This window comes from Micromonospora sp. NPDC005979, assembly GCF_040614415.1.
GTDB lineage: Bacteria > Actinomycetota > Actinomycetes > Mycobacteriales > Micromonosporaceae > Micromonospora.
Window position 1 is genome coordinate 104,717 of the sequence record NZ_JBEXUR010000002.1, and the last position, 24,529, is coordinate 129,245.

A 24,529-nucleotide genomic window follows, 5' to 3' on the forward strand; every position below is an offset into this window, starting at 1 on the left:
CGAGTGGATCAAGCCGGGAGCCGTGGTGCTGGCTCGGTCGAACTCTCCGACGCGGGCGGGACGGGCGCGGGCGGGACGGGCGCGGCCGGGCGGCGGCGGAAGAGCAGCAGCATGAGGCAGCCGGCGACCAGCCCCCAGAACGCGCCTCCCACGCCGACCAGCGTCACTCCCGAGGCGGTCACCACGAAGGTGACCACGGCGGCCTCCCGGGTCTGCGGATCGGTCACCGCCGCCGCGAGCGCGGTGGCGAGCGCGCCCAGCAGGGCCAACCCCGCGACGGCCTCGATGAGGATCGGCGGCGCGACCGCGACCAGGGCCGTGGCGACGCCCGCACCCAGCCCGAGCAGGGCGAGCCCGACGCCGGCGGTGACCGAGGCGACCCACCGACGCTCCCGGTCCGGGTGCGCGTCGGGGCCGGCGGCCAGCGCGGCGGTGATCGCCGCGAGGTTAACGGCGTGTCCACCGGCGGGGGCGGCCAGCAGGCTGGCGAGCCCGGTGGCCCGCAGGGCGGCGCCGAACGGCGGACGGTAGCCGTAGCCGACCAGCACCGCCATGCCCGGTACGTTCTGCGCCGCCATCGTGACCAGGAACAGCGGAAGGGCCAACCCGACCAGCGCGGACACGTTCCAGGCCGGCACGGTCAGGGTGACCGACGGGACCAGCGCGGTGCTGTCGCTCAGCCCGGCCGGCGGCGCGGTCAGCGCGAGCGCCACCACGGCCACCAGCAGCGCCCCGGGCACCGCCCAGCGGCGGGCGAACCGGTGCAGCAGCAGCCAGCCGGCCACCACCGGACCGGCCACCAGGGGCAGCTCGACGAGCGCCCGGACCGGTGCGGTGCACAGGGGCAGCAGCACTCCGGCGAGCATCGCGCCAGCCACCGGCTTGGGGATGGCGGCCACCGCCCGGCTCAGCGGCGGGAAGAGACCGGCCGCGACGATCAGCAGCCCGGAGACGAGGAACGCGCCCACCGCGACCGGCCACCCTCCGGGCGGCGGCCCGGTCGCCACCAGCAGGGCCGCGCCCGGTGTCGACCAGGCGACGCTCATCGGGATGCGGTGCCGCCAACCCAGCCAGGCGGCGGCGAGCCCGCACGCCACGCAGAGGGCGAGCAGGCCGGAGGCGGCCTGCGCGTCCGACGCGCCGACCGCCCGGAGCCCGGCCAGGACGACGGTGAACGAGCTGGCGAAGCCGACCAGCGCGGTCACCACGCCGGCCAGCACCGGTTGCGCGCGTCCACCCATGTCACCACCCCCGGAGCGTTCCGTTTACGGAACGACAGTGTGTAGCACCATAGTCGGATGCCGCAGCCACCACCAGCGGGCCGTCCCGGCCTCGACGTGGACCCCGCCGTCGTCGGTCGGCGCGTCCGCGCTCTGCGCGAGGAGCGGGGGATCTCGCTGTCCACACTGGCCCGGCTCGCCGGCATCGGGAAGGCGACCCTCTCCGGCCTGGAACACGGCACCCGCAACCCGACCCTGGAGACACTCTGGGCGGTCACCGCGCAGCTCGGCGTACCGTTCACCGCCCTGCTGGCCGACCCGACCCCCGGGCCCGTCGTGCACGGCACCGCCGTCACCGCCACCCTGCTGGAGGTGTTCACCGACACCGACGCGACCTACGAGCTGTACCGGATGCGCGTCGCACCGGGCGTCGTGCAGACGTCCCCCGCCCACCAGCCGGGCGTCACCGAACACATCACCGTCTTCGGCGGAGTGCTGCGGGCCGGCCCGGCCGACGCGCCACTGACCGCCCCGGCCGGCGGTCACCTCCGCTGGGTCTCCGACGTGCCGCACACGTACGCGGCGGTGGGCGACGAGGAGGTCGCCGCGAGCCTGCTGCTGCGCTACCCCCGCCGCTGAGCCTGACTCAGTCCACCGGGGCGGGGACCGGCATCCGCCGGCGTACCGCCCAGAGCGCCACCTCGGTCCGCGACGCCGAGCCGGTCTTGCGCAGCAGGTTCGACACGTGCACGGTGACCGTCCGCACCGAGATGCCGAGCGCCTTCGCGACCTGCTTGTTCGACATACCGCTGACCAGGCAGCCCAGCACCTCGACCTCCCGGGCGGTCAACTCCGCGTCGACCGCCTCGACCGGGCCGAGCGGCGTACGCGGTCCGGGCAACCGTCGCAGCAACGCGTCCGGCCCCGCACCGGCGTACGCGGCCAGCAGCTCGGTCAACGCGTACGGATTGCCGCCGGTGTGTCGCCAGACCGAGGTGACCAGCCGGTCCGACGGCGGCGCGCCCTCGTACACCTGGGCCAGCACCTCGGCGACCTCGGTCGGGCGCAGCGGACCGAGATGCTGGCGGACGACGCCGCGTACCCCGCAGAGGCGGGCCAACGCGCGGCGGGTGAGGTCCGGGGCCACCGCGTCGGCGGCCGGCCGGCTGGCGACGATCAGCAGCGCCGGCAACTCGGCCACGGTGGCCAGCTCACCGACCAGGTTGACGCTGGCCGGGTCGAGCGCGTGCAGGTCGTCCACGACCAGCACCGCCGGACCGGCGCCGACCAGCAACTGGAGGTACGGACGGCGAGGCGCAGCAGGGTGCCCGGCGCGTACCGCTCGCGCGGCGCGGTGGGCTGCTGGGCGAGCCACGCCAGCGCGTCCGGTGGCAGGGCGAGCGAGCCGGTGTCGCGGCCGGTGAGCACCGCCGCCAACCAGTCGTACGGGGCCGGGCCGTGCACCCGGGCGGCGCCCGAGAGCACCACGGACGGACGCGGCGTGAGGGCGTCCACCGCGGCGGCGACCAGCAGACTCTTGCCCACGCCGGCCGCGCCGGTGAGCACCGCGACGGTCGGCGCGCGCCGCTCGGCGGCTGCCACGGACGACCACGCCCGGTCGAGCTCGGCGAGCTCGCCGGCGCGTCCGACCATGGACACCGGCATCATTTCTCAACCCTACGCAGTAGTGCGTAGAGACGAAGGCGGGGTGTTCTTGGCAAGCTGACACCATGACGCTGATCCTCCGCTCGGCCATCCTCAACGACATCGGCCTGGTCCGCACCAACAACGAGGACTCCGCCCTCGCCGGTGACCGCCTGATCGCCGTCGCCGACGGCATGGGTGGCCTGCCCGCGGGTGAGGTGGCGAGCGAGATCGTGATCCGGATCCTGGACGAGCTGACGCCACCCACCGAACCGGACGCGGCCGCGGACGCCCTGCGTGCCGTGGTCAGCACCGCCAACCAGCGCATCCACGCCGCGATCACCGTGGACCCGGCGCGGGAGGGGATGGGCACCACGCTCACCGCCGCGCTGCTGGCCGGCGAGACGCTGGTGCTGGCCCAGGTCGGTGACTCCCGCTGCTACCTGCTGCGCGACGGGGAGCTGACCCAGCTCACCCGGGACGACACGTTCGTGCAGGCGCTCGTCGACCAGGGCACCCTCTCCCCCGACCAGGCCCGGCACCACCCGCAGCGCTCCCTGGTGACCCGGGCCGTGCAGGGGGCGGACACCCCGCCGGCGGTCGGTGTGCTCACCGTGGTCCCCGGCGACCGGCTGCTCCTGTGCAGCGACGGGCTCTCCGACTACGTCGAGGAGAACGACATCGCGGCGGCGTTGGGCATGTACTCCGACCGCCAGCAGTGCGGCGAGCAGTTGGTGAAGCTGGCCCACCATGCCGGCGCTCCGGACAATGTCACGGTCGTCGTCTCGGACGTCACCACCCGCTGACCGATCCGGCCAATCCGGTTGCTCCGCTCATCTCAACGGGTTGAGATGAGCGGATGACCATCCGCCGGGTGACCGCCGACGACCGTCTCACCACCAGCTTCCCGCTGGCCGCGTACGCGTTCGAGTCGTCACCGCTGGGCGCCGCGCGGGTCGAGCAGTTCCGTGACTACCTGCCCTACAACGAGGGCAACACGACGCTCACCGTCGAGGAGGACGGCGTCACGCTCGCCGCCACCTCGGCCATCCCCATGCGGCAGAACCTGCGCGGGGTGGTCCTGCCGATGGCCGGCGTCGCCAGTGTGGCCACCCATCCGCTGGCCCGCCGGCAGGGGCACGTACGGACGCTGCTGCACCAACTGCTCGACGAGATGCGCGACGAGGGGCACCCGCTCAGCGCGCTCTACCCGTTCCGACCCAGCTTCTACGCCCGGTTCGGCTATGTGGGGCTCCCCAAGCCGCGCACGGTCACCTTCACCCCGGCCGACCTCGGGCCGCTGCTGCGCGCCGAACTCCCCGGCGAGGTGGGCTGGGAGCGGATCGGGGCGGGCTACCCGGCGTGGCGCGCGTTCACCGAGCGCTGTCTGCGGGACCGGCACGGCTTCTCGCTCTTCCCGGACTACCGGGCGGTCGGGCTGCGGGACCGCGACGAGCACTGGCTCCTCACCGCCCGGGTGGACGGCGAGGTCACCGGCGCGGTCACCTACCGGATCGACGAGTACGGCGGCACGCTGCACGGCAACGAACTGCTCGCCACCGACCCGCTCGCCCGGATGCTGCTGTTGCAGTTCCTCGCCCGGCACGTCGACCAGGTCGGACGGGTCAGCGTCCAGGTGCCGCCGGACGAGCTGCCCGAGCTGTGGCTCACCGACCTGGACGTGCACGTCGAGGTACGGGCGGGCCGCCCCGGGGCGTCCGCGCCGATGGCCCGCCTCCTGTCGCTGGACGCGCTGCGCGGGCTGCCCGCCGGGCCGGGTCGGGTCCGCGTCGAGCTGACCGGCGACCGGTGGCTGGCCGGCACCCACCTGCTGGACGGCACGACCGGCATCCTGGAGATCGTTGCCGGCGACAGCGGGCCGGCGGCGACGGCGACGCTCACCGCCGCTGGGCTCTCCGCCCTGGCGTACGGGGTGCTGGACCCGTCCGAGCTGCCGTTGCGAGGGCTGGGCGAGGTGCCGGTCGACGCCGCCGCCGAGCTGCGCGGCATCTTCCCGCGCGCGATGCCGTACCTCTTCGCCGACTTCTGAGCGCCGTTTGCCGCCCGGTTTGCCGCCCCCACCACACGGGGTACGGTCCCGGGAATGCCGGAGTGGTTGCAGGCGGGCGGATGGGGACTGCTGGCCGGGTCGGCGCTGCTGATCGGGGCGGCGGTCGGCTGGTTCGCGCGGGTGCCCCAGCGACTCATCGCGTCGGTGATGGCGTTCGGCGCGGGCGTGCTGCTCTCCGCCGTCTCGTACGAGCTGATCGAGGTCGCGCACGACCAGGGCGGCATGCTGCCCACCGTGCTCGGCGCGGCCGGCGGAACGTGCGCGTACACCCTCGCCAACGTGGGCCTGGCCCGGCGCGGCGCGCGGAACCGCAAGCGCTCGGGCGGTCAGCAGCCCTCCGAGGGCGAGCAACCCGGCTCCGGATCGGCCATCGCCGTGGGGGCGCTGCTGGACGGCGTACCCGAATCGGTGGTGATCGGCGCGAGCCTGCTGGCCGGCGGCGCGGTCAGCCTGGTCACGGTCGTGGCGGTGTTCCTCAGCAACATCCCGGAGGGCCTGTCCAGCGCGGCCGGCATGCGCCGGGCCGGCCGGACCCGCCGGTACGTGTTCCTGCTGTGGACCGGGATCGCGCTGATCAGCGGGCTCGCCGCGCTGGTCGGCAACACGCTGCTGGGTGGCGCGCCACCGGAGGTGCTGGCCGCCATCACGGCGTTGGCCGCCGGGGCGATCCTCGCCATGATCACCGACACGATGGTCCCGGAGGCGTTCGAGAACGCCCACCTGCTGGTCGGTCTCATCACGGTCGCCGGCTTCCTGACCGCGTTCGCCCTCTCCCACAGCTGACCACCACACGCGGCGTCGCCCAGCGACCGCCGGCGTTGCTGAGCGGCGTTGGCGTGCGGGGCGTTGCTCAGCGGCGCTGTCCTGTGGGGCGTTGCTTAGCAGCGCATTAAACCGGCACGGCGGATTCGGCGGCGCGGCGTCACGGCTCCTAGAGTCATCGGCGTGCGCATGACGTCGCTTGCCGCCCTGCTCGTCCTCGGTGTCGCCACCGCGACCCTGCCCGCGTGCGCGTCCGGCGAGCCGACGCCGACCGTCACGCCGTCCGCCTCGCCGCAGGCCGTGGCGACCGGCGACCAGAACGTCGTGCCGGCGGGACGCGACGGTCTCGGTGGTCCGGGGGCCAGCGCCAGCCCGAAGCCGGCCGCGAAGGTCGCCCCGGCCGGCAATCCGAACGGCCACGCGAGCGTGCCCACCGAGGCCCGCGCCGTGGACACCTCGAAGCCGACCCGGACCGTCGGCACCGGCACCCCGGCGAGCTGCACCTCCGCTGCCGTGGTGAAGGCGGTCGCCGCCGGTGGCGTCATCACGTTCGACTGTGGACCCGCCCCGGTGACGATCAAGATGGCCGCGACCGCGAAGGTCCGCAACGCCAACGGGCCGAAGGTCGTGCTTGACGGCGGCGGCAAGGTCACGCTCAGCGGCCAGGGACAGCGCCGCATCCTCTACCTGAACACCTGTGACGAGGCCCAGGGTTGGACCACCTCGCACTGCCAGAACCAGGACCACCCGCAACTCACCGTGCAGAACCTGACCTTCGCCGACGGCAACTCCACGGGCGACAAGGCCGAGGGTGGCGGCGGGGGCGCGATCTTCGTCCGGGGCGGGCGGCTGAAGATCGTCAACTCACGCTTCGTCCGGAACCGCTGCGACCGTACCGGCCCGGACCTGGGCGGCGCGGCCGTGCGGGTGCTGAGCCAGTACGAGAACAAGCCGGTGTACGTCGTGAGCAGCACCTTCGACGGCGGTTCCTGCTCCAACGGAGGGGCGTTGAGCAGCATCGGCGTGTCGTGGACGGTGCTGAACAGCCTGCTGCGGAACAACGAGGCCATCGGCAACGGCGCCAACCCGGCCAAATCGGGGACGCCCGGCGGTGGCAGCGGCGGCGCGATCTACTGCGACGGCAACGAGTTCGCGGTCCGCATCGCCGGCACGATCATCGAGAACAACAGGGCCAACGAGGGCGGCGGTGCGATCTTCTTCGTCAGCAACAACCGCACCGGCACCATGAAGATCGAAAACTCGACCCTTCGCCGCAACCCCAGCGGCAAGTTCGAGACCCCCGGCCACCCCGGCATCTTCTTCCTGGGCGCGGCGCTGAGCTGACCCCCCCCTTCCGGCCCGGTGATCAAGAGGTTTGCGTCAGATTACGTCCGTCTGGTGACGCGAACCTCTTGATCACCTCAGTAGGGATTCCCCTGGCCCGGTGGACGGCCCGCCAGGAGGCCGCTGGGGCGGCCGGATTGCTGGGCCGCGGCGGACAGGGGCGGGCTCGGGGTGTGTTCGCCGCCAGCCATGCCGGCGAACAGCTCCTTCAGCGCGGTCAGCGCGTCGATCTTCGGAGTCCAGCCCAACTCGGTCTCCGCCCGCTCGCTGGACATCAGCGGCGCGTTCAGCCCCAGCTCGACCCAGCCCGCGTCGACCGGTTGCAGCCGCGCCCGCCACGTCAGGGCCGCCGCCACCCGCAGCACCGGCGCCGCGACCGGCACCGTCCAACCATGGAAGTGCCGAGCCACCAGCTCCGGAGTCAGCACCGGGTCCGCGGCGACATTGAAAGCGCCGCGCGCATCACCCATAACCGCCCTGGCGTACGCGTCAGCCACATCGTCGGCATGCACCGCCTGCATCCGCAGCCGCCGGTTCGTGGGTACGAGAGGAATCCGGCCGAAGCGCAGCAGTCGTACCGGCGCGAACGGGCCGAGAAAGTACCGGGTGATCTCCACGCCGGCGTCCCTCTGGAAGATCAACCCGGGTCGCAGCCGCACCACCCGCAGGGCCGGGTGCTCCCGCTCCAACTCGTTCAGCAATGCCTCGACCTCGGCCTTGTGCTCGCTGTACGACGAGCCGGACACCCCGGTGGCCGGCCACCGCTCGCTGATCGGATGGTCCTTCGGTCCGGGCGCGTACGTGCCGACCGACGACGCGTACACCAGCGCCGGCACCCCGGCCCGTGCCACCGCGTCGAACACCGCCCCGCTGCCGTCGACGTTCGTCCGCCGCAGGATCCGTTGATCGTGACTGGGCTGGATCTGCCAGGCCAGGTGCACCACCGCGTCCGCGCCCGCGAAGATCTCGGCCAACTGGCCCGGTGCCCCCGGCGCACCGACGTCGCAGGAGTGCCACTCCACCTGGTCGTACGGCGTGCCGGCATCCGGGCCGGGCAGCCGCCGGGCCACCCCGGCCAGCTCCACACCGCGCTCCCGGCGCAGCCGCCGCAGCACCGCCGTACCGACGTTGCCGCTCGCCCCCACCACCACGATCCGCATGCCCGACCCCGTACCCGCCCAGCAGGCCCTCAACCGCCATCCGTCCCGGCGTGAGCTGCGTGATCGACTCGGCTTCCCGGAAACCGGGGCGTCCCTTGCGCCCCGATGCCCCGACTTCCCGGAAGTCGAGTCGATCAAGGGCAAGGTGCGCTGGCGAGGCATCGATGGCCGGCCGGAAGCCGAGAGCCGGCATCGCTGACTGTCAGGTAACCTGAGCGCGCGGGCCGCTAGCTCAATGGCAGAGCTGTGGACTTTTAATCCATAGGTTCAGGGTTCGAGTCCCTGGCGGCCCACTTCTACACAGTTCAAAGACCCTTCACAGCTCTTGCCTTGCCTGCCTCAGAACCACCTGAGGTACAGTTTTCTGTACCTGATACGGAGGTGGTCATGCGGACCGTCAACTTCACCCAGCTACGGCAGAACCTGGCCGCCGAGCTTGACAGCGTCATCAACGACGCGGAGGAAGTCGTGGTCACCCGTTCCGGCCACGAGCCCGTGGTGATCGTGCCGCTTGCCGAGTACGAGTCGATGAAGGAGACCGAATACCTCCTGCGCAACCCGAGCAACGCCGCCGCGCTGCGCCGGTCGATGGCGGAGCTGGAGAAGGGTGACGCGGCCGAGCGGGATCTGATCGACCCGGCCAGCGTGCGGGACGTCGCGTGAGGCTGGTCTTCACCGCGACAGCGTGGAGTCAGTACCTCAGCCACACGGACCGGAAGCTGGTCAAGCGCATCAACGACCTGATCGCGGACGTGATGCGCAACGAATACGAGGGCATCGGCAAACCGGAACCCCTGCGGGGCGAGCTGTCGGGCTTCTGGTCCCGCCGAATCGATCGTGAACACCGGCTGGTGTACCGGATCACCAAGGACGACGTCGAGATCATCGCCTGCCGGTACCACTACGGCGACCGCTAGCGGACCGGACTGAACCCGCAGCGCGGTTGGGCCATGCCGTCCGCTCGTCCGGCAGCCGTCGGCGTTGGCCGTCCAAGCTTCTCATCGCACAGGCCACCGACGCCTGCGCCTGACCGGGCCGGCCGCGTGGCTGCACGCGGTCCTCTTCGCGTACTTCCGCTTCGGCGCCGCGGCACTGACGACCGCAACCTTCCTGATGCCGGTTCGTGCCGGACAAGCCGGATCGCAGGCCGTAACTGACGACCGCTGACCACGGGACCGGGCTTGACGCGGCATGCCTTCGGACCGTCGGTCGGAGTTGGTGGTCTCAGTGGCTGGACGCCGTTGCTCATGCGTCTGGCCAATCAGCCGCAATGATCAACGGGATTGAGTCCGGCGACCGGTATTCGTCACCAGGGAAGTACTCGATGTGCTGATGCCGACGGACTGCCCGGTCATCGGCGGTCTCGGCTTGCTCGGCCACACCATCGAGCGCGTCCCAGATGATGTCGAGATACTCATGCCCGCCGGAGAAGTGCAGCGTGGTCCCGCCGAGCAAACTGACGAGCAGCGGGCCTGCGGTCACTTCTTGGCCGACGGCCCCGTCGGTGACCGCCACCTCGAAGGGCTCAACATGGTGGCGTAGCAGCCGGCTGAGGGCGCGGAGCGCAGCTGGGGGCCCGGCAAGCTCCAACTCGTGGTCGCTGACGGAGAGACGGCAGCGTCGGTGATCATCCATCGGGCGCATTGCCCTTCACTGCGCGGGCCAGGGCCGAGTAGCCGCCCAAGGGTCAGAACCGCGCCCACGGCGGGGTGTACCGGCTCACGTAGTCGCGGGCACGGGGCAGCGGATCTTGCCAGTACTGGTGTGGCATGCGGGAGTGGTGCGCCTCGCAGAATTCGGCGAGACCATCCATGATCTTGACGCTCTCCAGCGGGCGGCCCTCGAAGAAGGTGTTGGCCTCCAGCAGCTCCGGTTCGGCGTTCCAGCCCGAGTGGTCGAACGCCCAGCCGTCCCAGAGCGCATAGACGTGGAAGACCTGCCATTCGCCTGCCAGCCGCACTCCCGCGATCTCGATCGGCCGGTCCGGATAGGAGGCCCGGCACACCCAGGCGAGGATGTGGCACGCTCCGGCAGCGAAGAAGGCCTGGTCCGTCCGGTTCCAGGAGATGCGCTGATCAGCTCGCTCGATCGGTGTCCGACGATATGCACCCGCTGCTTGGGCCGCCACCGCCCGAACGCTAGCGGACTGTCCGTCTGACCGGGCGAATGGCGGTACTGGAGACCTCCTCGAAGCGCATTGGCCAAGCCTCAGTCGCCGCCGTACTCGTCCACATCCAGCTCGGCTCCCGTGCGGTGAAGGAAGTCCAAGGCCCGGCGGTCGAGGTGCCAGCCGAGAAGCTGATGCTGCGGACTCCCCTCCACGTCACCGTCGTCATCGAGGTAGCGCACTACTTGGAGCGTCCCGGTGATGCCCGGCCCCTCCGACGCATCGATCTCTCTAATGAGGGCTGCGATCTCATCGGCGAAGGGCTCAAGTCGGCCGATGACGCGGTCAATTTGCTCATCGAGCGGCAGGCCTCCGTCACGGCACACAACCCTCCACGCATGAACACGCGGCACCGGAGGGTTCTCCCGCTTGCTGGCCTTGACAGTCGTCTCGTCTGCCCCCAGGCCCAACCGCGCTGACATCTCGTGGGCCGGCAGGTGGTCCGATGACAGGGAGAAGTACACGTACTGATGCACCCGTGCCTACTTCACCTTCTGCATCGGCTGACCGGTCCAGGCGCTGTAGACGACAGTCACCAAAATCATGGTGCCGGCCGCTGCGAAAGCTACGCCCATCGCCCGTTCCAGCAGGATGAAGCGCGCCAGACGCTCCTCATCCGGGGCATCGGGCAGCCAACGCCATGGCGGGACTCGCCGCAACCCGCTCGCGAGAGACATCGATTGCCGCACGTGCCACTCCGTGACCCCGCGAAAATTGCTGGCCAGTGCGACGCCTAGAAGACTCAGAGCCGGGCCGATGCTGACAGCCGCCACGACACGCCACGTCTCCATCTGTCCCCTCCGGGTGTGTTACCGGAGCTTAGTTGAGGCCGGCGAGCCCCACAGTCAGCAGACGCACTCGAACGGGAGGCAGCAGCGGCGTACCGCAGTGGCGCCTTGCCGGGTCCGGGACTTTTCGGATGTCCAGGTACGGCGCACGGTGTCATCATGGCGAGATGGCGACCCCAAAGAATGGATCATGAGCCGTACGCCTCCGAGCCATCTACGAGTGCCTCGGTATACCAGGCACGCCGACGCCTCCCCACGGGTTCCCGACGGGATCTCGGCCAAGGTGCTGCGGCAGATCACCGATGCCGCACAGGCAGGGCGCTGTCATGACGTGGAGTCGATGGCCTCGGCGGTTGCCACCTTGAAGCGGTTTCTGCGGCGATCCGGCGCGGTGTTGACGCTCGATCAGGACGCCGACTGCCCCTGCTGTGACCCGCGTCAGGCGATGGACACCCTGCACAGGATCGCCAGGGCGGTCCCTCCGACCGGCAGGCGCGAGATCCAGGCGATCGTGGATCCCCTTGCTGAGCGGTACCGCGCCCGCACCCTGCACGATCCGAGCTGGCCGCAGGACAGCCAGTGGTGGTGGCGACGCATCGCCGATCGCTGAGTGACCGCGAGACCACTGCGGCGCGGGTCGGCCCGTCCGTCACTCGCGTCGGGCGGCGCCGCGCATCGCGTACGCCATGATGCCCGTGACCGCCAGGACGGCCGCGACCACGACCGCCGGCCGACTGTCGTGGGGTTGGCCGGGCCAGGTGGCGAGCGTGCCCCACGTGCCCGGTTGGGGAAACATGGCGGCGATGACCGCCCAGCCCACGGGGAGGAACCAGGCGCGGGCCGCGCCCGCGACCGTCGCGCAGAGCGCGGTCAGGCCCAGCAGGCCGGCGGCGTCGCGGACCAGCAGCGCGGTGGGGCCGAAACGGGCGCCGGTGGGTTGGGTGGCGAGCAACACGACGAGTACGAGCGCCAGCGCGGCCAGCAGGTGCACGGCTCGCCGCCACGGCCAGCGCAGTGCGGCGGTGCGTTCCAGGTCCTCGTCGGGGGCGGCCAGGGTGGTCGAAAGGGCCGCCACCATCAGCGTGACCGTCAGGACGACGAGCAGGAGGATGACGTCGCGCTCGGTGGAGAGGGTCAGCCACAGCGCCCAGATCAGGGCGGCGGCGCTGACGGACGCGGCCAGTGCCACGGGTACGCGTCGTGCGCGTAGGTGCAGGATCATCGGGACAGCAGTCCGGTGGGGTCCTGGCAGGCCAGGATCGCGTCGCGTACCGCCGTCACGCGGGAGAGCGCTTCCGGCGCGGGCAGCTTCTGGAGGTCTCGCCACAGGGTGACCGCCTCGGCGTTGAGCTGCGGATCCTCCTCGATCATTTCGGGGATGACGCCGACGTCGGAGACCGGCTCGCGGCCGAGCAGGTGGTATGCGGCGGCTCGTTCGACCGCGCCGTTGCGCTCGCAGTCCGGGCCGCCGTATCCGGTGCCCAGGCCGAACACCATCTCGGGGACCACGGCGTCGGGATGAGCCAGGCCGCCGTGGTCGTCGATCCGGACGTCGATCGTGACGGTGTCGGCGTCGCGGACGGGCACGTCCCCGATGAGGTAGGCCCGCGTGTCCTCGTGCGCCTGGGTGGGGGCGTCCGGCATCTTGGCGAGGGCGGCCAGGCCCTGGCGGGCGAGCGGGGTCAGCGTGTCCAGCACGTTGGCGTTGACCCGGGTGACGCAGACCTTCGGGGCGTCGTCGGTGCAGACGAGTTCGCGGGCCACGGGGTCGATCGGTGCGACGAGGGTTGCCTCGTCACGAGGGACGAGCGCCGCCGCGACACCGAAGCCGAGCAACACCGGCAGCACGGCGGCCACCGACGTACGGGGACCATGCGCTACCAGCAGGAGTACGCCGGTCAGCGCCAGCCCGCCCAGGAAGATGGCGAGCGCGGCGGTGACCCGGGGGTCGATGGTCTGGAACGGGTAGAACGTGCTGCTGCCGTACGCGGGAGACAGGATCGCGCCCATCCAGTCCGGCCGCATGATCGCGGTGAAGAAGACCAGCAGCACACCGGCCACGGCGAGCACGGGCGCGGTCACCAGAGCGGGTAGCAGCCGCCCGATGCCCAGGCCGAGCCAGGCCGCCGCGACCAGGGAGAACGCGCCGACCAGTGTGATGGCGACGACGTCCGGCGGGAAGTACGCGGCGGTGGACGCGATCCGCACGCCGCCCGCGCCGAGCACCAGCAGGAAGGCGAGCCCGAGCGCGGCGCCCATCGCGACGAGGACCGGAATCATCCGGCGGGCGCGGGACCGGGGTGTGGTGGCGAAGAGTTCCCCGACCTTGGCCCGGTGTTCGCGGCGGCCCTGCCACGCTCCGGCGGCGAGGGCGATCGGCCAGAGCAGGAGCAGGTACTCCTTGACGGCGAGTGTGAGGGACATCCACCCCTCCGACCAGCGGCCCGGGGCGAGGTAGAGGGCGGCGACGCCGACCGCCACCGCGAGGAGCGCGGCGCCGGCTGCGGCGGAGCGCCGGAGTTCGATCCGCAGGACGCTCATCGGCTGGCCGCCTCGTGACGGCGGAGCAGTGCCGAGTAGCCGCGTTCGGCGGGGCTGTCGCCCGGGTGGCGCTCGTCGCCCTCGGCGGCCAGACCGGCGGGCGTGCCCTGCCACACCAACCTACCCTCGTTGATCAGCACCACCTCGGTGCAGGCGGCGACCACGTCCTCGACGAGGTGCGTGGAGACCAGCACGCAGGCGTCCGTACCCAGGTCGCGCAGCAGTTCGCGCAGGTCGAGGCGCTGCTCGGGGTCGAGGCCGACGGTCGGCTCGTCCAGCAGCAGCACCCGCGGATCGTTGACGATGGCCTGGGCGACGCCGGCCCGGCGCAGCATCCCGCCGGAGAGTGTGCGGAGCTTGGCGTCGGCCTTGGCGCTGAGGCCGACACGGTCGATCGCGCGCTGCGTGGCCGCCGGGATGTCGGGCTTCGGCATCTCCTTCAGCCAGGCCAGGTACGACACGAACTCCCGCACCGTGAACCGCGGGTAGTAGCCGAAGTGCTGCGGCAGGTAGCCCAGCGAACGCCGGGCCTGGCGCAGGTCGGCGCGACCGTCCACCGAACTGCCGAGCAGGGTGAGCCGGCCGCCGGACGGCTTGAGCACCGTGGCCAGGGCCCGCATCAACGTCGTCTTGCCCGCACCGTTGCGCCCCAGCAGGCCGTGCACGCCGGTGCCGAGGCTCAGGTCGAGCCCGTCGACGGCCAGGTGCCGGCCGGCCCGCACCTTCAGCGCCTCGGCGTGGATGGCCCAGGGGTGGATGGTGGTGGCCGTCTCGGCCAGGCTCACCGCTCGCATGGTTGGTCCCTTCAGAACGAGGTGAGGCGCCGGAAGCTGTTGGCGCGCAGGAGGGTCAGGGCGGCCAGCACGACCGTGACGACGGCCCACCCACCGATGGCCGCCGGTTCCAGGAGCACCGGTAACTCGGCGGCGGCGAGGCTGGGTGCGACCACGGCGGCGGCCCAGGCGGCCATCAGCCCGACCGCGGCGCGGCGGACGCCGACGAGGGAGCCGAGCAGCAGCGTGGCGGCGGTGAAGGCCAGGCACGGCAGCAGCATCAGCGCGGGGTTCACCCGGCCGGCCCCGTAGGCGGCGAGCACGGCGAGCACGGGGATGACGAGGACGAGCACCCCGGCGGTACGGCGCAGGAGCATCGTCAGACCGGCCGAGGGGGTGCCGACGACCAGTTCCCAGGCCGGGTCCCCGCGTCTGCTCCAGGCCGCCGCGACCCCGGGCAGCGGCGCGAGGGGCGCGAGCAGCAGCACGATCGACGGCAACTCGGACAGGAAGTACGTGAGCAGGGCCGCGGTGCCGAGCACGCCGGCGGTCATGGCCACCCAGGGCAGCAGCGCCGCCACGAACCAGCGCTGCCGCAGCGGCGTACGAAGGAAAGCCCTTGATCGTGGGGCGGGGCCGGCGGCGATCGTGCGGTCGACGACCGCCGCGACCTCGGCGACCAGGGCGCGCGACTCGGCCGTGGTGCTTCCGGCGAGGCGGGCGCGGCAGTCGGCGCAGCTCTCCAGGTGCACCTCGATCGTCCAGACGGTCGCCTCGTCGAGGCCGGCATCGCCGTCGGCGTAGCGGTCGATGTCGTTCAGGGTGGGATGCGTGGTCATGACAGGGCCTCCCGCAGGACGATCCGGGCGCGGCGGATCCGGGACTTGACGGTGTTCTCGGGTACGCCCAGCAGCACGGACGTCTCGCGGACGGTGAATCCGTCCAGGACGGTGGCGCGCAGCACCGCGCGGACCTCGGGCGGCAGCACGGCGAGGGCCTGTTCGAGTTCCTGCCCGACCCGACCGGCGAGCGCCTCGTCCTCGGCGGCGGGCACGACCGTCTCGACCGGATGCACCTGCGGCACCCGGGCCTGCCGCGAACGACGCCGGAACGCGTCCACCAGGCGGTGCGCGGCGATGGTCCACAACCAGCCGACGGCGCTGCCGCTGACCTGGTCGCCGGCGAAGCTGCCGGCCGCCCGCCACACCGTCAGGTAGGTCTCCTGGAGGACGTCGGCGACCACGTCCGGGTCCGCGCACCGGCGGCGCAGGCGCACCTCCAACCAGGGCGCGGTACGCCGGTACAGCTCGTCGAAGGCCCGCCGGTCACCGCAGGCCACGCGACGGACGAGTTCCTGCTCGTCCGCCGCGTCCAGGCTTCGTCTCACGTGAGGTAAGACGACCGTCTCCGCGCATTCGGGTGCCTCGCGACTGTGACCGCCGTCACGAGTCGCCGGATCCTTTGGTGATCTGTTGCATCAGGTTGCGGAAGTCCCCTGTCCCACCCTCACCGTCGTGGATCTGCACATGGTGGTGTGCCGTGCCCTGTGCGCCGTCACCTGTGCGATGTGCTGGGCATGCGATGTGTGGTGGGGAATCGAACCCCTGCGCCTGCCCCCGGCGCGCCAGGAGGTAGCCGGATTGCCCGCCGGCTTGCGGGTTCGTGCACGCCTCCACGTCGGCTACCTGCTCCGCAACTCCTAGTCCAGCAGGTCGACCTCCCAGTTCGTACGCTGGATCAGCGTGTCCACCTCACGAAGCTGCCGGGCCAGGTCGTCGGCCTGTCGGCGCAGCTCGGCCACCGGCAGCGCCGGGATCATCTTCAACTCCGACCGCAACTGCCGGTACCCACGCTGGCCTTCACCAGCGGCGGCCGCCGCGGCCGACGTGACGACGTTGTGCCGCAGACGGAGTACGTCGCGCCGGGCGAGTGCATCGGTGAGCGTGCCGCCGCCCACGACGGTGGCGGCGTTCGTGCGGTTGATCCGCCGGATCAACGACTCCAACTCGTCGAGCGTCTCGCCCACCTCGACGAGCAGAGCCGAGGCGTCCTCGGCGGGATTCTCGCCCTCCTGGAAGCGAGCGCTGGCGGTGATGCGGGCACGGAGTTGTTCGGCGCGGCGCGCCGCGTCCGCGCGCACCGCCAAGGCCTCAGCGAGCTTCATGGGCACCAGTATCGCCAGCGAAGATCATTGCCCGCGCCTGATTTTCCGGCGCGCGAATGCGGCAAGGTCATCGCTTGTCGAGTTGTACGCGGGCGCGCATCAAGGCGAACCCGAGAAGATTCCGACCGCGCCACTGGGCCGGATCCTCGGCGCGCGGGTCCGTGGCCGCCAGCCCGATGCCCCACACCCGGTCCACGGGGCTGGCTTCGACCAAGATCCGGTTGGCCGTGCGAGCCAGGTACCGCCCGAGGTCGAGGTGCTGGTTGAACTTCGCCACGTTGCCAGCGACCACCAGACCGAAGCTGTGCTCGTCCCAGCTGGCCTGATCGAATCCGCGTACCTGTCGGCCCAGGGCCTTGACCGCGCCCGGGTGCGACGCCGTCAGCATCTGTGCGGCGATCGCCTCGTCACCGAACAGGCGGGCCTTGCCGACCATCATGTAGTGCTCAGCGGTCAGATAACGCTCTCCATCTACGGTGAACGGCGCCGGCCACCACTGGCTCAGACACCCCGGACCGATGCTGCCGTCGGCCTGCGGCCGGTGACCCCAGAAGAACAGGTACTTGGGACGCCCGCCCTCAGCGACATGGGTGCGCAGGCTGGGGAGGTCGCAGGGCAACGGATCCGTCGTGGTCACGTCGAGCAGGGTGCCAGACCTGTGCGACATCGAGCGTCGGGTGACCTGGCCCGGCGCAGGTGGCCTGCACCTGCTCGGCATCCGAACCCCCGAACGGATGTGAGCGAAACCGGCGCGGTCGGAAGCCCCGCCATCCATGCTGGCGATCCCAGGATCACGAGCAGCGTAGGTAGATTGGACCGAAGTAAGATGCAATCTAGCTTCGGAGGGGTCGAACCGGCTGCCTCACATGGCAGGACCGGCCGTTCGACCGGCGCCACCTCGACGAACTACGCCGCCACGCCCCAGCGATCCCGGGCTTCGAACCCGGGACCAGCGGCCTGGTCGTCGTCAGCCGATCCGGCACAGCCCTGCCGAGCGATGCTGTGGATCTCGTCTGGGGTCCTGACGACATCATGCGTGCCTGGTCGGTCTGATGCGGTCACGTCATGCCGTCGGTTCCGCGCCGGCACCCCCGGACCGGCGATTGGTCGTCCGCGGGAGTTGCCAACGCCGCTCGGAGCCTGGCGCGGACGGCTCACGTGGCTATCCTCTTCAGGTGCTGGTCCGTGTGGAGATCGTTGACGCGGGTCCGGCATTTCGAAGGGACTAGCGACATGGCCCGTGTGGTACCGGCAGTTATCCGCGCACTCGACGTCCTCGAACTGTTCCTGGACTGCCCCCAACTGTCGGCCCGTCAGGTGATGGAGCGGCTCGACCTGCCGCGCACTACCGTCCACGAGTTGCTCGTGACGCTCGAAGCCCGCTCGTACCTGATCTCCGTGCCGGGTCAACCGGTGCAGTATCGGCTCGGGATGCCGCTGTTCCAGCTGGGCGCGGCGTTCGCGGGTCGGCTCGATCTCGTACGCGAGGCGCAGGGTGTCGCGCGGGACGTGGCCGCCGCCTGTGACGAGGCGGTTCACGTGGCGGTGCTGGACGGCGCCGATGTCGTCTACCTCGTCAAGTTCGACAGCATTCACCCCGTTCGGATGGTGTCCGGAGTCGGGTTGCGGCTGCCCGCCCACTGCACGGCGGTCGGCAAGGTGCTGCTGTCGGCCCTCGATCCGGAGGACCTGGACGCGGTCCTGTTGAAGGATCCCCTGCCGGGCATGACGCCGGACAGCATCACCGATCCGGACCTCCTGCGGGAGCATCTCGACCAGGTCCGGGCGGAGGGCGTCGCGGTCGACGTCGGCGAGTCGGACAGCGCGATGCGCTGCGTCGCGGCGGCGATCCGGGATCACTCCGGGGCCGTCATCGCCGCGATGAGCCTGTCCGCGCCGATCATCCGGTGGACACCGCAGGTGCAGGTGGAGTGGACCGGGCTGGTTCGCGAGGGCGCGGCAGCGCTGTCGGAGCGCATGGGCTACCGGGCCCAGTCCCGGTAGCAAACCTCCCGCTTTTGGTTCGAAACAGCATCGAAACATTGACATCGCTGACCGGGCTGCTCTAGCGTCGCACCACTCGATGCGGTATATCGAACCTAGTTCGAAATCTCGAACGGCGGTGGTCCCGTGACACGACCGAACCGGAACGTCAGCGTCACTGTCTCGGCCCTGTCGCCGACCGCCTCGACCACGTCGCGCCATCCGAGGTGCGGCACCCGACAGATCTCGGGTGGCTCGGACGGAGCATGCGTGAGCGGACGTCCCGCGGCGGCCGGCTGGCCCGCTCGCCGTGACGGCGACCGACGAGCGAACTGATCTCGACAGGCGACCCTCCCCGGTCGCCACCACAGAAGCCCAACTGGAAACACGACGATCGCGGCGTTCGCCGGGTACGCCTTCGGCGTGCAGCCGTGCGCGGCGAGATGAAGGAGGCGGGTGTCCATGGAGGACAAATCGGGTTGGTCTCGACGCGGCGTGCTGGGGATGGGGGTGGGAGTGCTCGGCGCGGCAGGTCTGGCCGCGTGTGGAGGCACTTCCGAATCGCCGACCAAGGTGCAGGCCGAGGTCCCGCAGGAGCTGATCGACGCCGCCGCGTCGATGAAGGGCTCCTCGATGGGAATGTTGTCGCAGAAGCTGTACTCGACGGCTGCGAACGACGCGCTCGACAGCTCGATCAAGAAGTTCGCCGACACCACCGGCACGAAGATCGAGAACAGCCTGGTCCAGGCCGACGCGGGTGACGTGGTCGCCAAGATCGATGCCGAGGTCAAGGGCGGGGTGGCACGTGACCTGGCGTTCATGACCGACTCCCGGTTCGTCGCGCAGTTCCAGGCGCTGGGCGACCTGGAGGACGTCACCGACGTGGTCCAGGCGCTGACCGCCAAGTACGGCGAGCCGTGCGCGGAGTCCAAGAACTACTGCGTCTTCGACGGCAAGTGGTTCGCGATCCCGTACCACTTCATCGGGATCGGGTCGTTCCTGCGCAAGGATTGGATGCAGGACAAGGGCATCACGCCCAAGGACATCTACAGCTGGGAGGAGCTGCGGGACGTCTGCCTGGAGATCTCCGATCCGAGCAAGCGCCGGTTCGGCTGGGGCATGACGATCAACCGGTCCGGTGACGCCAACGGCATGATCGAGGCGCTGATCAACGCGTACGGCGGGTCGATCGCCTCCAACGACGGCCGGAAGGTCACGTTCGAGTCGCCGGAGACGGTGCAGGCGGTGACCTTCCTCGGCGACATCTACACCAACGCCAAGTACAAGCCGATGCTGCCGCCGGGGATCGCGAGCTGGACCGACACCAGCAACAACGAGAACTGGCTCGCCGGGATCCTCGGCTACACCCGCAACCAGTTCAGCGTCTACGCGGACTCGCGGACCAAGAAGAACCCGGTGCACGCCAACACCCACGTGTTCTCCGACTGCATCGGACCGGCCACGAACAACCCTCTGCTGCTCGGCCAGTCGCAGGGCTTCGTCGTCTTCAAGGGCGCCAAGAACCCCGCGCTCGCCAAGCTCCTGGCGCAGTACCTGGTCAGCGCGCCCGCGCTGCTCGGCGTGGCGAAGGAGGCCCCCGGTCTGGTGATGCCCGCCTGGGAGAAGGTCTGGGACGCGGACCCGTTCTTCACCAGCGGTGACCCTGCGTTCCCCATGCTGCGCAAGATCACCCAGTTGCAGCTGCCGTTGAACACGAAGAATGGCCTGACCTTCCCGCAGAAGGCCAGCGCCGGCCAGCAGGCCGTCGGCTCGGCCTACGTCCTGACCGACATGATGCAGCAGGTCGTGCAGGGCACCGCGCCCGCGCAGGCCGTGAAGGCGGCCCACACGAAGATGGTGCAGATCTTCAACCAGCAGGGGCTGCCGCAGTGAGGACGCTCCGTCCCGCGCGGGTCCCGGCGGCGAGGGTCTCCTCGCCGCCGGGATCCGGCTCCCTCACGCCGACCCAGCGCCGACTGGGTCGTGACTGGCGAATGGCGGCGCTGTTCCTGACGCCGATGGCCGTGCTGGTCGGCGGCCTCGTGCTCGTACCGATCGCCCGATCGATCGTCACCAGCACCACCGAACGGCACGGGCAGGAGTCCGTGTTCGTCGGCCTGGACAACTATCTGCACCTCGTCGGAGACGACCAGTTCCACACGGGCGTGGTGAACTCGTTCGTCTTCACCGCGTACGCCGAGATCTTCAAGGTCGTGCTCGGGCTGGCCGCGGCCCTGCTGCTGCACCACCGACGCCGCGGGCGGGCGGTGCTGGCGGGGTTGCTCCTGGTGCCGTGGGTGGTGCCGACCGTGGTGACGGCGTTCAGCTGGCGCGCGCTGCTCGATCCGATCTTCGGCAGCGTCAACAACCTGCTCACCGCCACCGGAATCGGGCCGCTGCTGGTCGACCTGCACCTGGTGGACAGTTGGCCGGCGGGCTGGTTGTCCGACCCGTCGCTGGCGATGCCGTCGGTGATCATGGTGAACGTCTGGAAGGGGGTGCCCTTCTTCACCGTGTGCTTCCTCGCCGGCCTGAAGGCCATCCCGGCCGACCTGTACGAGGCGGCGACCATCGACGGCGCCTCGGCGTGGCAACGGTTTGCCAACGTGACGCTGCCCGGCCTGCGCCACGTGATCACCGTGACGGTGACCCTGTCGTCGATCTGGACGTTCAACAACTTCGACCTCGTCTGGCTGCTCACCCAGGGTGGTCCGGGCGACGTGACCGCGCCGTACGTGCTCGTCGCGTACTCGAAGGCGATCCTGCAGTTGCAGTACGGCGCGGGCGCGGCGGTCACGCTCGTGATGCTGCCGGTCATCGGCGGGCTGGTGTTCTTCCTGGTCCGGCTGTTGCGCCAGGATTCGGGGGCGAAACTGCCCCGGGCACGACGCACGGCCCTGCGGCTCGGTACGCGGGCGCGTAAGGCCCTGCCGTGGGTGATCACGGCGGTGGTCACCGGGCTGCTGATCTGGGCGTCGCCGGAGATCTTCTGGAAGGCGGCGGTCGTCCTCGGGGTGATCCTGCTGATCGCGGCGGCGGTCGGCCGGGTGGTGTCGACCCTCCAGTCGCGCGGCGGTCGCCGGGCATCCTCGGCGGTGTCGGGCTTCGGCTCCTGGGTCGCGCTCGCCGGGCTGCTCTTCTTCGTGCTCGGTCCGCTGTACTGGATCGGCGTCACGGCCTTCAAGTCCGAGGGCCAGGTCGTCATGCGTACGGACGACCTGTGGCCGACGCCGTGGACCACGGAGCAGTTCACCGGGCTCTTCGCCAACCAGCCGTTCGGTCGCTGGTACCTCAACACCCTGCTGGTGTCCGCGGCGTCCACGGCGGTGGCGCTGGTCTGCGCCGCTCTCGCGGGTTACGCGCTGGCCCGGCTGCGGTTCCGTGGCGCGCAGGGGTTCACCGTCACCGTGCTGCTCACCTACGTGATGCCGGGCGCGCTGCTGTTCATCCCGCTCTACCAGATGCTCATCGGCGTGCGACTCACCGACTCGTTGTGGTCGCTGGTGGTGACGTACCCGACGTTCACGCTTCCGTTCGCCACGTGGCTGCTGGTCGGCTACTTCTCCTCGATCCCCGTGGAGCTGGAGGAGGCCGCGCTCGTCGACGGCTGCACCCGTCTACAGGCGTTCGGCCGGGTGGTGTTGCCGCTGGCCAAGCCCGGACTGCTGGCGGTCGCGCTCTTCACCCTGACCAACGCCTGGAACGAGTTCCTCTTCGCCTTCGTGTTCATCACCAAGGACGAGTACAAGACGTTGCCGGTGGGGATGCAGTCGATGATCGCCGGAGATGTCGTACCGCAGGGACAGCTCGCCGCGGCCTCGCTCCTCGTCAGCATCCCCGTGGTGATCATGTACGCGCTCGGGCAGCGCTTCCTGACCGAAGGCCTCACCGCGGGGGCGGTCAAGGGCTGATCGGTGGGGACGTTCAGGTGTACGCGAGCAGGAAGTCGACGGTGCCCGTACCGCCGGGCTGGCCCTGCGGGGTCTGGAGTGCGGGCTCGCTGTTGATGACGTAGAACCCGCCGTTGCCGACCAGGCGAGGGGTGACCGCCATCGCCTGGTGGGCCAGGTTCGCCCCGGTCGGGCGTACGACGAAGTCGCGCAGCAGCGTGAACAGGTTGTCGTTCAGATTCGACACGTGCAGCACGCGGTAGGAGCGGGGGGCCGGGGCGCCCCCGCTCGTCAGGCCCCAGATCGGGACGATCTGGTTCCGCCAGTTCGCCGGGTTGTTGCTGATCACGTTGTCGTACGAGTTGAGCTGCGTCTGGATTCCACTGTGGATGCCGGCCAGGTGGATGTGCAGTTGGTCCTGCTGGCGGGCGTCGGCCGAGTTGATCCCGAGCCCGATGTTCGGGTACACCACGTGCGAGGGCTGCCCGGGCTGCGCGTTGATCCAGGCGTCCAACCAGTAGTTCGGCGCGGCGGCGGTGGCGATGAACGGGCACTCGATGCCCTTCACGCGGCAGGTCGGCACGAGCAGATAGTTGTGGGTGTTCGGCGGCGCGCCGTTGAGCACCACGTAGGTGGACGTGGTGCGCAGGCAGTTGGTCGGCGGTGAGGTCCGCGTACCCAGGCAGACCTGGACCCGGTCCCAGAGGTCGAACCGGCCGCCGGTGTCGGTGGGATAGCCGCACAGCGCCGACGGCGTCGGGCAGGCGGTGCCGCCCGGGTTCGGCGGTGGCGGGGGTTGGGTTGTGCCGTCACCACCGTCGGCCATTCCGCCGTCCGCCCCGGCCAGGGTGAGAAGCCCGCCCGCGCTGGCGGCCCCGGACAACTTGACGAACTGACGTCGGGCCATCTGGTCGATCCGTCTGCTGCCGCTCATCGCCACTCTCCACCCAGGACGGTCCGAGGACGCTGCCCGCCCGAAGCCCCTGGTCAGGGTTCGGACGAGAAGGTCGGAACGTGCTGAGATTAGGACAAACTTTCACACCTCAGCAGACCGCTGGCGGCGGAGTCCCCTGATCGTGTCCGGACGCGCTCTGCTCAGCGCGCGAGCGGTTTCTCGAACCAGTGGTGGGCGTAGCGCTCGGTGTTGTACGGCGGGATCTCCCGGTAACCGGCCGAGCGGTACAGGGCGATCGCCTCGGTGAGGTTGCGGTTGGTGTCCAGCCGCACGGCGGTCGCGCCGCGCTCGGCGGCGTACCGCTCCAGCTCGCCGAGCAGCCGCCGCCCGACGCCCAGCCCGCGCACGGTGTCCGCGACCCAGACGCGCTTGATCTCGGCGGGACCGTCGCGGTGCAGTTTGACCGCGCCGCAGCCGACGGGCTCGGTGTTGAGGGTGGCGAGCAGGAGTACGCCGGCCGGCGGGACGAGCGCCTCGTCGTCGACCGGGTTGCTCAATGCCGGGTCGAAGCCGTCGTCGAATCGTCGTCCGACCTCCCGGGTGTACGCACGCAGGCAGGCGCGGGCCCGCGGGTCGGCGGGCGGGCACGGTTCGACGACCACCATCGACCCGACGAGCAGCCGTTCGACCTCCGCCATGGCGGTGACGAGTCGGTCCCGGCGGTGTGCGGTGAGCGGTTCGAGGATCGAGGCGGCCAGGTCGTCGGACCGCCGGTCGAGTTCGGCCCACTCCGTACGGCCGGCGGCGGTGAGGGCGGCGGTGCGGACCCGGCCGTCGCCCCCTGCCTGGTCCGCCGGCCCCACGGTGACGAGCCCGTCGTTCTCCAGGGCGCGCAGGAGCCGGCTGAGGTATCCCGAGTCGAGGCCCAGCCGGGCTCGCAGCGCCGCGACCTCGGAACCCGCCGGGCCGATCTCCCACAGCAGCCGAGCCTGCCCGAGCGGGCGCCCCTGGGCCATGTACTCGTCGTCCAGCGCACCCACCCGCTGGGTCACCGTCCGGTTGAACCGCCGCACGGCGGCGATGAGCGCGGCGTCCATACCCCTGACTTTAGTCAGGTTTCCAGCAAA

29 protein-coding genes and 1 tRNA gene are annotated in these 24,529 nt (G+C 70.8%); 13 read left to right on the forward strand and 17 right to left on the reverse strand.

The window, feature by feature from the left end:
- Positions 1-8 precede the first annotated feature (8 nt).
- Complete coding sequence (locus tag ABZ272_RS03650; protein WP_355048339.1) at positions 9-1,241, reverse strand: benzoate/H(+) symporter BenE family transporter; 1,233 nt, start codon at positions 1,239-1,241, stop codon at positions 9-11.
- Between the two features lie 57 nt (positions 1,242-1,298).
- Here ABZ272_RS03650 and ABZ272_RS03655 point away from each other — a divergent pair, with 57 nt between their 5' ends.
- Positions 1,299-1,859, forward strand: coding sequence for an XRE family transcriptional regulator (locus tag ABZ272_RS03655; protein WP_355048340.1), 561 nt, complete (start codon positions 1,299-1,301; stop codon positions 1,857-1,859).
- A 7-nt stretch (positions 1,860-1,866) separates the two neighbouring features.
- Here the strand turns inward: ABZ272_RS03655 and ABZ272_RS03660 are convergent, their stop codons facing one another.
- Positions 1,867-2,481 (reverse strand): LuxR C-terminal-related transcriptional regulator, encoded by a 615-nt coding sequence (locus ABZ272_RS03660; protein WP_355048341.1) that lies wholly within the window; start codon positions 2,479-2,481, stop codon positions 1,867-1,869.
- Positions 2,397-2,888, reverse strand: coding sequence for an ATP-binding protein (locus ABZ272_RS03665; RefSeq protein WP_355048342.1), 492 nt, complete (start codon positions 2,886-2,888; stop codon positions 2,397-2,399). The genes ABZ272_RS03660 and ABZ272_RS03665 overlap by 85 nt, the downstream gene beginning before the upstream one ends.
- 62 nt (positions 2,889-2,950) lie before the next feature.
- Here ABZ272_RS03665 and ABZ272_RS03670 point away from each other — a divergent pair, with 62 nt between their 5' ends.
- From ABZ272_RS03670 to ABZ272_RS03685, 4 genes are all read left to right on the forward strand, one after another.
- A complete protein-coding gene (locus ABZ272_RS03670) occupies positions 2,951-3,670 on the forward strand; it encodes a protein phosphatase 2C domain-containing protein (protein WP_355048343.1) in 720 nt (239 codons plus the stop codon).
- A gap of 53 nt (positions 3,671-3,723) precedes the next feature.
- Positions 3,724-4,914 carry a GNAT family N-acetyltransferase gene (locus tag ABZ272_RS03675; RefSeq protein ID WP_355048344.1) on the forward strand — a complete coding sequence of 397 codons (1,191 nt, stop codon included), beginning with the start codon at positions 3,724-3,726 and terminating at the stop codon, positions 4,912-4,914.
- A 54-nt stretch (positions 4,915-4,968) separates the two neighbouring features.
- Positions 4,969-5,718: a ZIP family zinc transporter gene (locus tag ABZ272_RS03680; protein WP_355048345.1), complete on the forward strand. Its 750-nt coding sequence runs from the start codon at positions 4,969-4,971 to the stop codon at positions 5,716-5,718.
- Between the two features lie 168 nt (positions 5,719-5,886).
- Entirely contained in the window at positions 5,887-7,041 is a 1,155-nt protein-coding gene (locus tag ABZ272_RS03685) for a hypothetical protein (protein WP_355048773.1), read from the forward strand.
- Between the two features lie 77 nt (positions 7,042-7,118).
- On the opposite strand, the gene ABZ272_RS03690 is transcribed toward ABZ272_RS03685, so the two are convergent.
- A complete protein-coding gene (locus tag ABZ272_RS03690; RefSeq protein WP_355048346.1) occupies positions 7,119-8,201 on the reverse strand; it encodes an NAD-dependent epimerase/dehydratase family protein in 1,083 nt (360 codons plus the stop codon).
- Between ABZ272_RS03690 and ABZ272_RS03695 the strand changes: the two genes are divergently transcribed.
- The 4 genes from ABZ272_RS03695 (at position 8,200) to ABZ272_RS03710 (ending at position 9,118) form a co-directional block, all read left to right on the forward strand.
- Positions 8,200-8,400 carry a hypothetical protein gene (locus tag ABZ272_RS03695; protein ID WP_355048347.1) on the forward strand — a complete coding sequence of 67 codons (201 nt, stop codon included), beginning with the start codon at positions 8,200-8,202 and terminating at the stop codon, positions 8,398-8,400. The genes ABZ272_RS03690 and ABZ272_RS03695 overlap by 2 nt on opposite strands.
- 22 nt (positions 8,401-8,422) lie before the next feature.
- Positions 8,423-8,494: transfer RNA gene (locus ABZ272_RS03700), tRNA-Lys, on the forward strand.
- A 94-nt stretch (positions 8,495-8,588) separates the two neighbouring features.
- Entirely contained in the window at positions 8,589-8,864 is a 276-nt protein-coding gene (locus tag ABZ272_RS03705) for a type II toxin-antitoxin system prevent-host-death family antitoxin (protein WP_278136915.1), read from the forward strand.
- Positions 8,861-9,118 carry a Txe/YoeB family addiction module toxin gene (locus tag ABZ272_RS03710; protein WP_091246726.1) on the forward strand — a complete coding sequence of 86 codons (258 nt, stop codon included), beginning with the start codon at positions 8,861-8,863 and terminating at the stop codon, positions 9,116-9,118. The genes ABZ272_RS03705 and ABZ272_RS03710 overlap by 4 nt, the downstream gene beginning before the upstream one ends.
- Positions 9,119-9,446: 328 nt before the next feature.
- On the opposite strand, the gene ABZ272_RS03715 is transcribed toward ABZ272_RS03710, so the two are convergent.
- From ABZ272_RS03715 to ABZ272_RS03730, 4 genes are all read right to left on the reverse strand, one after another.
- Entirely contained in the window at positions 9,447-9,716 is a 270-nt protein-coding gene (locus ABZ272_RS03715; RefSeq protein ID WP_355048348.1) for a hypothetical protein, read from the reverse strand.
- A gap of 172 nt (positions 9,717-9,888) precedes the next feature.
- A complete protein-coding gene (locus tag ABZ272_RS03720) occupies positions 9,889-10,206 on the reverse strand; it encodes a hypothetical protein (protein ID WP_355048349.1) in 318 nt (105 codons plus the stop codon).
- Between the two features lie 203 nt (positions 10,207-10,409).
- Entirely contained in the window at positions 10,410-10,844 is a 435-nt protein-coding gene (locus tag ABZ272_RS03725; protein ID WP_355048350.1) for a DUF4279 domain-containing protein, read from the reverse strand.
- A gap of 6 nt (positions 10,845-10,850) precedes the next feature.
- Positions 10,851-11,159 carry a hypothetical protein gene (locus ABZ272_RS03730; protein WP_355048351.1) on the reverse strand — a complete coding sequence of 103 codons (309 nt, stop codon included), beginning with the start codon at positions 11,157-11,159 and terminating at the stop codon, positions 10,851-10,853.
- A 280-nt stretch (positions 11,160-11,439) separates the two neighbouring features.
- On the opposite strand from ABZ272_RS03730, the gene ABZ272_RS03735 reads away from it, so the two are divergent.
- On the forward strand, positions 11,440-11,766 hold the full coding sequence (locus ABZ272_RS03735; RefSeq protein ID WP_355048352.1) for a hypothetical protein: 327 nt from the start codon (positions 11,440-11,442) through the stop codon (positions 11,764-11,766).
- A gap of 39 nt (positions 11,767-11,805) precedes the next feature.
- On the opposite strand, the gene ABZ272_RS03740 is transcribed toward ABZ272_RS03735, so the two are convergent.
- The 7 genes from ABZ272_RS03740 to ABZ272_RS03770 all read right to left on the reverse strand — a co-directional run bounded on the left by ABZ272_RS03740 (position 11,806) and on the right by ABZ272_RS03770 (position 17,271).
- A complete protein-coding gene (locus ABZ272_RS03740; RefSeq protein ID WP_355048353.1) occupies positions 11,806-12,378 on the reverse strand; it encodes a hypothetical protein in 573 nt (190 codons plus the stop codon).
- Positions 12,375-13,697, reverse strand: a complete 1,323-nt coding sequence (locus ABZ272_RS03745) for a hypothetical protein (protein WP_355048354.1) — start codon at positions 13,695-13,697, stop codon at positions 12,375-12,377. Before ABZ272_RS03745 ends, ABZ272_RS03740 begins: the two co-directional genes overlap by 4 nt.
- Positions 13,694-14,491 (reverse strand): ATP-binding cassette domain-containing protein, encoded by a 798-nt coding sequence (locus tag ABZ272_RS03750; protein WP_355048355.1) that lies wholly within the window; start codon positions 14,489-14,491, stop codon positions 13,694-13,696. The genes ABZ272_RS03745 and ABZ272_RS03750 overlap by 4 nt, the downstream gene beginning before the upstream one ends.
- 11 nt (positions 14,492-14,502) lie before the next feature.
- Positions 14,503-15,309, reverse strand: a complete 807-nt coding sequence (locus tag ABZ272_RS03755; RefSeq protein WP_355048356.1) for a hypothetical protein — start codon at positions 15,307-15,309, stop codon at positions 14,503-14,505.
- Entirely contained in the window at positions 15,306-15,857 is a 552-nt protein-coding gene (locus ABZ272_RS03760; protein WP_355048357.1) for a sigma-70 family RNA polymerase sigma factor, read from the reverse strand. Before ABZ272_RS03760 ends, ABZ272_RS03755 begins: the two co-directional genes overlap by 4 nt.
- A gap of 312 nt (positions 15,858-16,169) precedes the next feature.
- Positions 16,170-16,634: a DIP1984 family protein gene (locus ABZ272_RS03765; protein WP_355048358.1), complete on the reverse strand. Its 465-nt coding sequence runs from the start codon at positions 16,632-16,634 to the stop codon at positions 16,170-16,172.
- A gap of 67 nt (positions 16,635-16,701) precedes the next feature.
- Positions 16,702-17,271, reverse strand: coding sequence for an NADAR family protein (locus ABZ272_RS03770; protein WP_355048359.1), 570 nt, complete (start codon positions 17,269-17,271; stop codon positions 16,702-16,704).
- A 596-nt stretch (positions 17,272-17,867) separates the two neighbouring features.
- On the opposite strand from ABZ272_RS03770, the gene ABZ272_RS03775 reads away from it, so the two are divergent.
- From ABZ272_RS03775 to ABZ272_RS03785, 3 genes are all read left to right on the forward strand, one after another.
- The gene (locus tag ABZ272_RS03775) at positions 17,868-18,638 is read left to right on the forward strand and encodes an IclR family transcriptional regulator (RefSeq protein ID WP_355048360.1); all 771 of its coding nucleotides are present in this window, start codon (positions 17,868-17,870) and stop codon (positions 18,636-18,638) included.
- A 441-nt stretch (positions 18,639-19,079) separates the two neighbouring features.
- The gene (locus tag ABZ272_RS03780) at positions 19,080-20,510 is read left to right on the forward strand and encodes an extracellular solute-binding protein (protein ID WP_355048361.1); all 1,431 of its coding nucleotides are present in this window, start codon (positions 19,080-19,082) and stop codon (positions 20,508-20,510) included.
- 101 nt (positions 20,511-20,611) lie between these two features.
- Positions 20,612-22,528 carry an ABC transporter permease subunit gene (locus tag ABZ272_RS03785; protein ID WP_355048362.1) on the forward strand — a complete coding sequence of 639 codons (1,917 nt, stop codon included), beginning with the start codon at positions 20,612-20,614 and terminating at the stop codon, positions 22,526-22,528.
- A gap of 13 nt (positions 22,529-22,541) precedes the next feature.
- On the opposite strand, the gene ABZ272_RS03790 is transcribed toward ABZ272_RS03785, so the two are convergent.
- Complete coding sequence (locus tag ABZ272_RS03790; protein ID WP_355048363.1) at positions 22,542-23,441, reverse strand: CDP-diacylglycerol diphosphatase; 900 nt, start codon at positions 23,439-23,441, stop codon at positions 22,542-22,544.
- A 161-nt stretch (positions 23,442-23,602) separates the two neighbouring features.
- Positions 23,603-24,499, reverse strand: coding sequence for a helix-turn-helix domain-containing GNAT family N-acetyltransferase (locus ABZ272_RS03795; RefSeq protein ID WP_355048364.1), 897 nt, complete (start codon positions 24,497-24,499; stop codon positions 23,603-23,605).
- Positions 24,500-24,529: the final 30 nt, after the last annotated feature.

Excerpts from the sequence above, each read along its gene's own strand:
- ABZ272_RS03675 (WP_355048344.1), top strand. The coding sequence starts at position 3,724 with ATGACCATCCGCCGGGTGACCGCCGACGACCGTCTCACCACCAGCTTC.
- ABZ272_RS03785 (WP_355048362.1), top strand. The coding sequence starts at position 20,612 with ATGGCGGCGCTGTTCCTGACGCCGATGGCCGTGCTGGTCGGCGGCCTC.
- ABZ272_RS03705 (WP_278136915.1), top strand. The coding sequence starts at position 8,589 with ATGCGGACCGTCAACTTCACCCAGCTACGGCAGAACCTGGCCGCCGAG.
- ABZ272_RS03755 (WP_355048356.1), bottom strand. The coding sequence starts at position 15,309 with ATGACCACGCATCCCACCCTGAACGACATCGACCGCTACGCCGACGGC.
- ABZ272_RS03685 (WP_355048773.1), top strand. The coding sequence starts at position 5,887 with ATGACGTCGCTTGCCGCCCTGCTCGTCCTCGGTGTCGCCACCGCGACC.
- ABZ272_RS03680 (WP_355048345.1), top strand. The coding sequence starts at position 4,969 with ATGCCGGAGTGGTTGCAGGCGGGCGGATGGGGACTGCTGGCCGGGTCG.
- ABZ272_RS03690 (WP_355048346.1), bottom strand. The coding sequence starts at position 8,201 with ATGCGGATCGTGGTGGTGGGGGCGAGCGGCAACGTCGGTACGGCGGTG.
- ABZ272_RS03780 (WP_355048361.1), top strand. The coding sequence starts at position 19,080 with ATGGAGGACAAATCGGGTTGGTCTCGACGCGGCGTGCTGGGGATGGGG.
- ABZ272_RS03795 (WP_355048364.1), bottom strand. The coding sequence starts at position 24,499 with ATGGACGCCGCGCTCATCGCCGCCGTGCGGCGGTTCAACCGGACGGTG.
- ABZ272_RS03765 (WP_355048358.1), bottom strand. The coding sequence starts at position 16,634 with ATGAAGCTCGCTGAGGCCTTGGCGGTGCGCGCGGACGCGGCGCGCCGC.
- ABZ272_RS03670 (WP_355048343.1), top strand. The coding sequence starts at position 2,951 with ATGACGCTGATCCTCCGCTCGGCCATCCTCAACGACATCGGCCTGGTC.
- ABZ272_RS03655 (WP_355048340.1), top strand. The coding sequence starts at position 1,299 with ATGCCGCAGCCACCACCAGCGGGCCGTCCCGGCCTCGACGTGGACCCC.
- ABZ272_RS03695 (WP_355048347.1), top strand. The coding sequence starts at position 8,200 with ATGCCCGACCCCGTACCCGCCCAGCAGGCCCTCAACCGCCATCCGTCC.
- ABZ272_RS03740 (WP_355048353.1), bottom strand. The coding sequence starts at position 12,378 with ATGATCCTGCACCTACGCGCACGACGCGTACCCGTGGCACTGGCCGCG.
- ABZ272_RS03650 (WP_355048339.1), bottom strand. The coding sequence starts at position 1,241 with ATGGGTGGACGCGCGCAACCGGTGCTGGCCGGCGTGGTGACCGCGCTG.
- ABZ272_RS03665 (WP_355048342.1), bottom strand. The coding sequence starts at position 2,888 with ATGATGCCGGTGTCCATGGTCGGACGCGCCGGCGAGCTCGCCGAGCTC.
- ABZ272_RS03745 (WP_355048354.1), bottom strand. The coding sequence starts at position 13,697 with ATGAGCGTCCTGCGGATCGAACTCCGGCGCTCCGCCGCAGCCGGCGCC.
- ABZ272_RS03750 (WP_355048355.1), bottom strand. The coding sequence starts at position 14,491 with ATGCGAGCGGTGAGCCTGGCCGAGACGGCCACCACCATCCACCCCTGG.
- ABZ272_RS03775 (WP_355048360.1), top strand. The coding sequence starts at position 17,868 with ATGGCCCGTGTGGTACCGGCAGTTATCCGCGCACTCGACGTCCTCGAA.
- ABZ272_RS03790 (WP_355048363.1), bottom strand. The coding sequence starts at position 23,441 with ATGAGCGGCAGCAGACGGATCGACCAGATGGCCCGACGTCAGTTCGTC.
- ABZ272_RS03730 (WP_355048351.1), bottom strand. The coding sequence starts at position 11,159 with ATGGAGACGTGGCGTGTCGTGGCGGCTGTCAGCATCGGCCCGGCTCTG.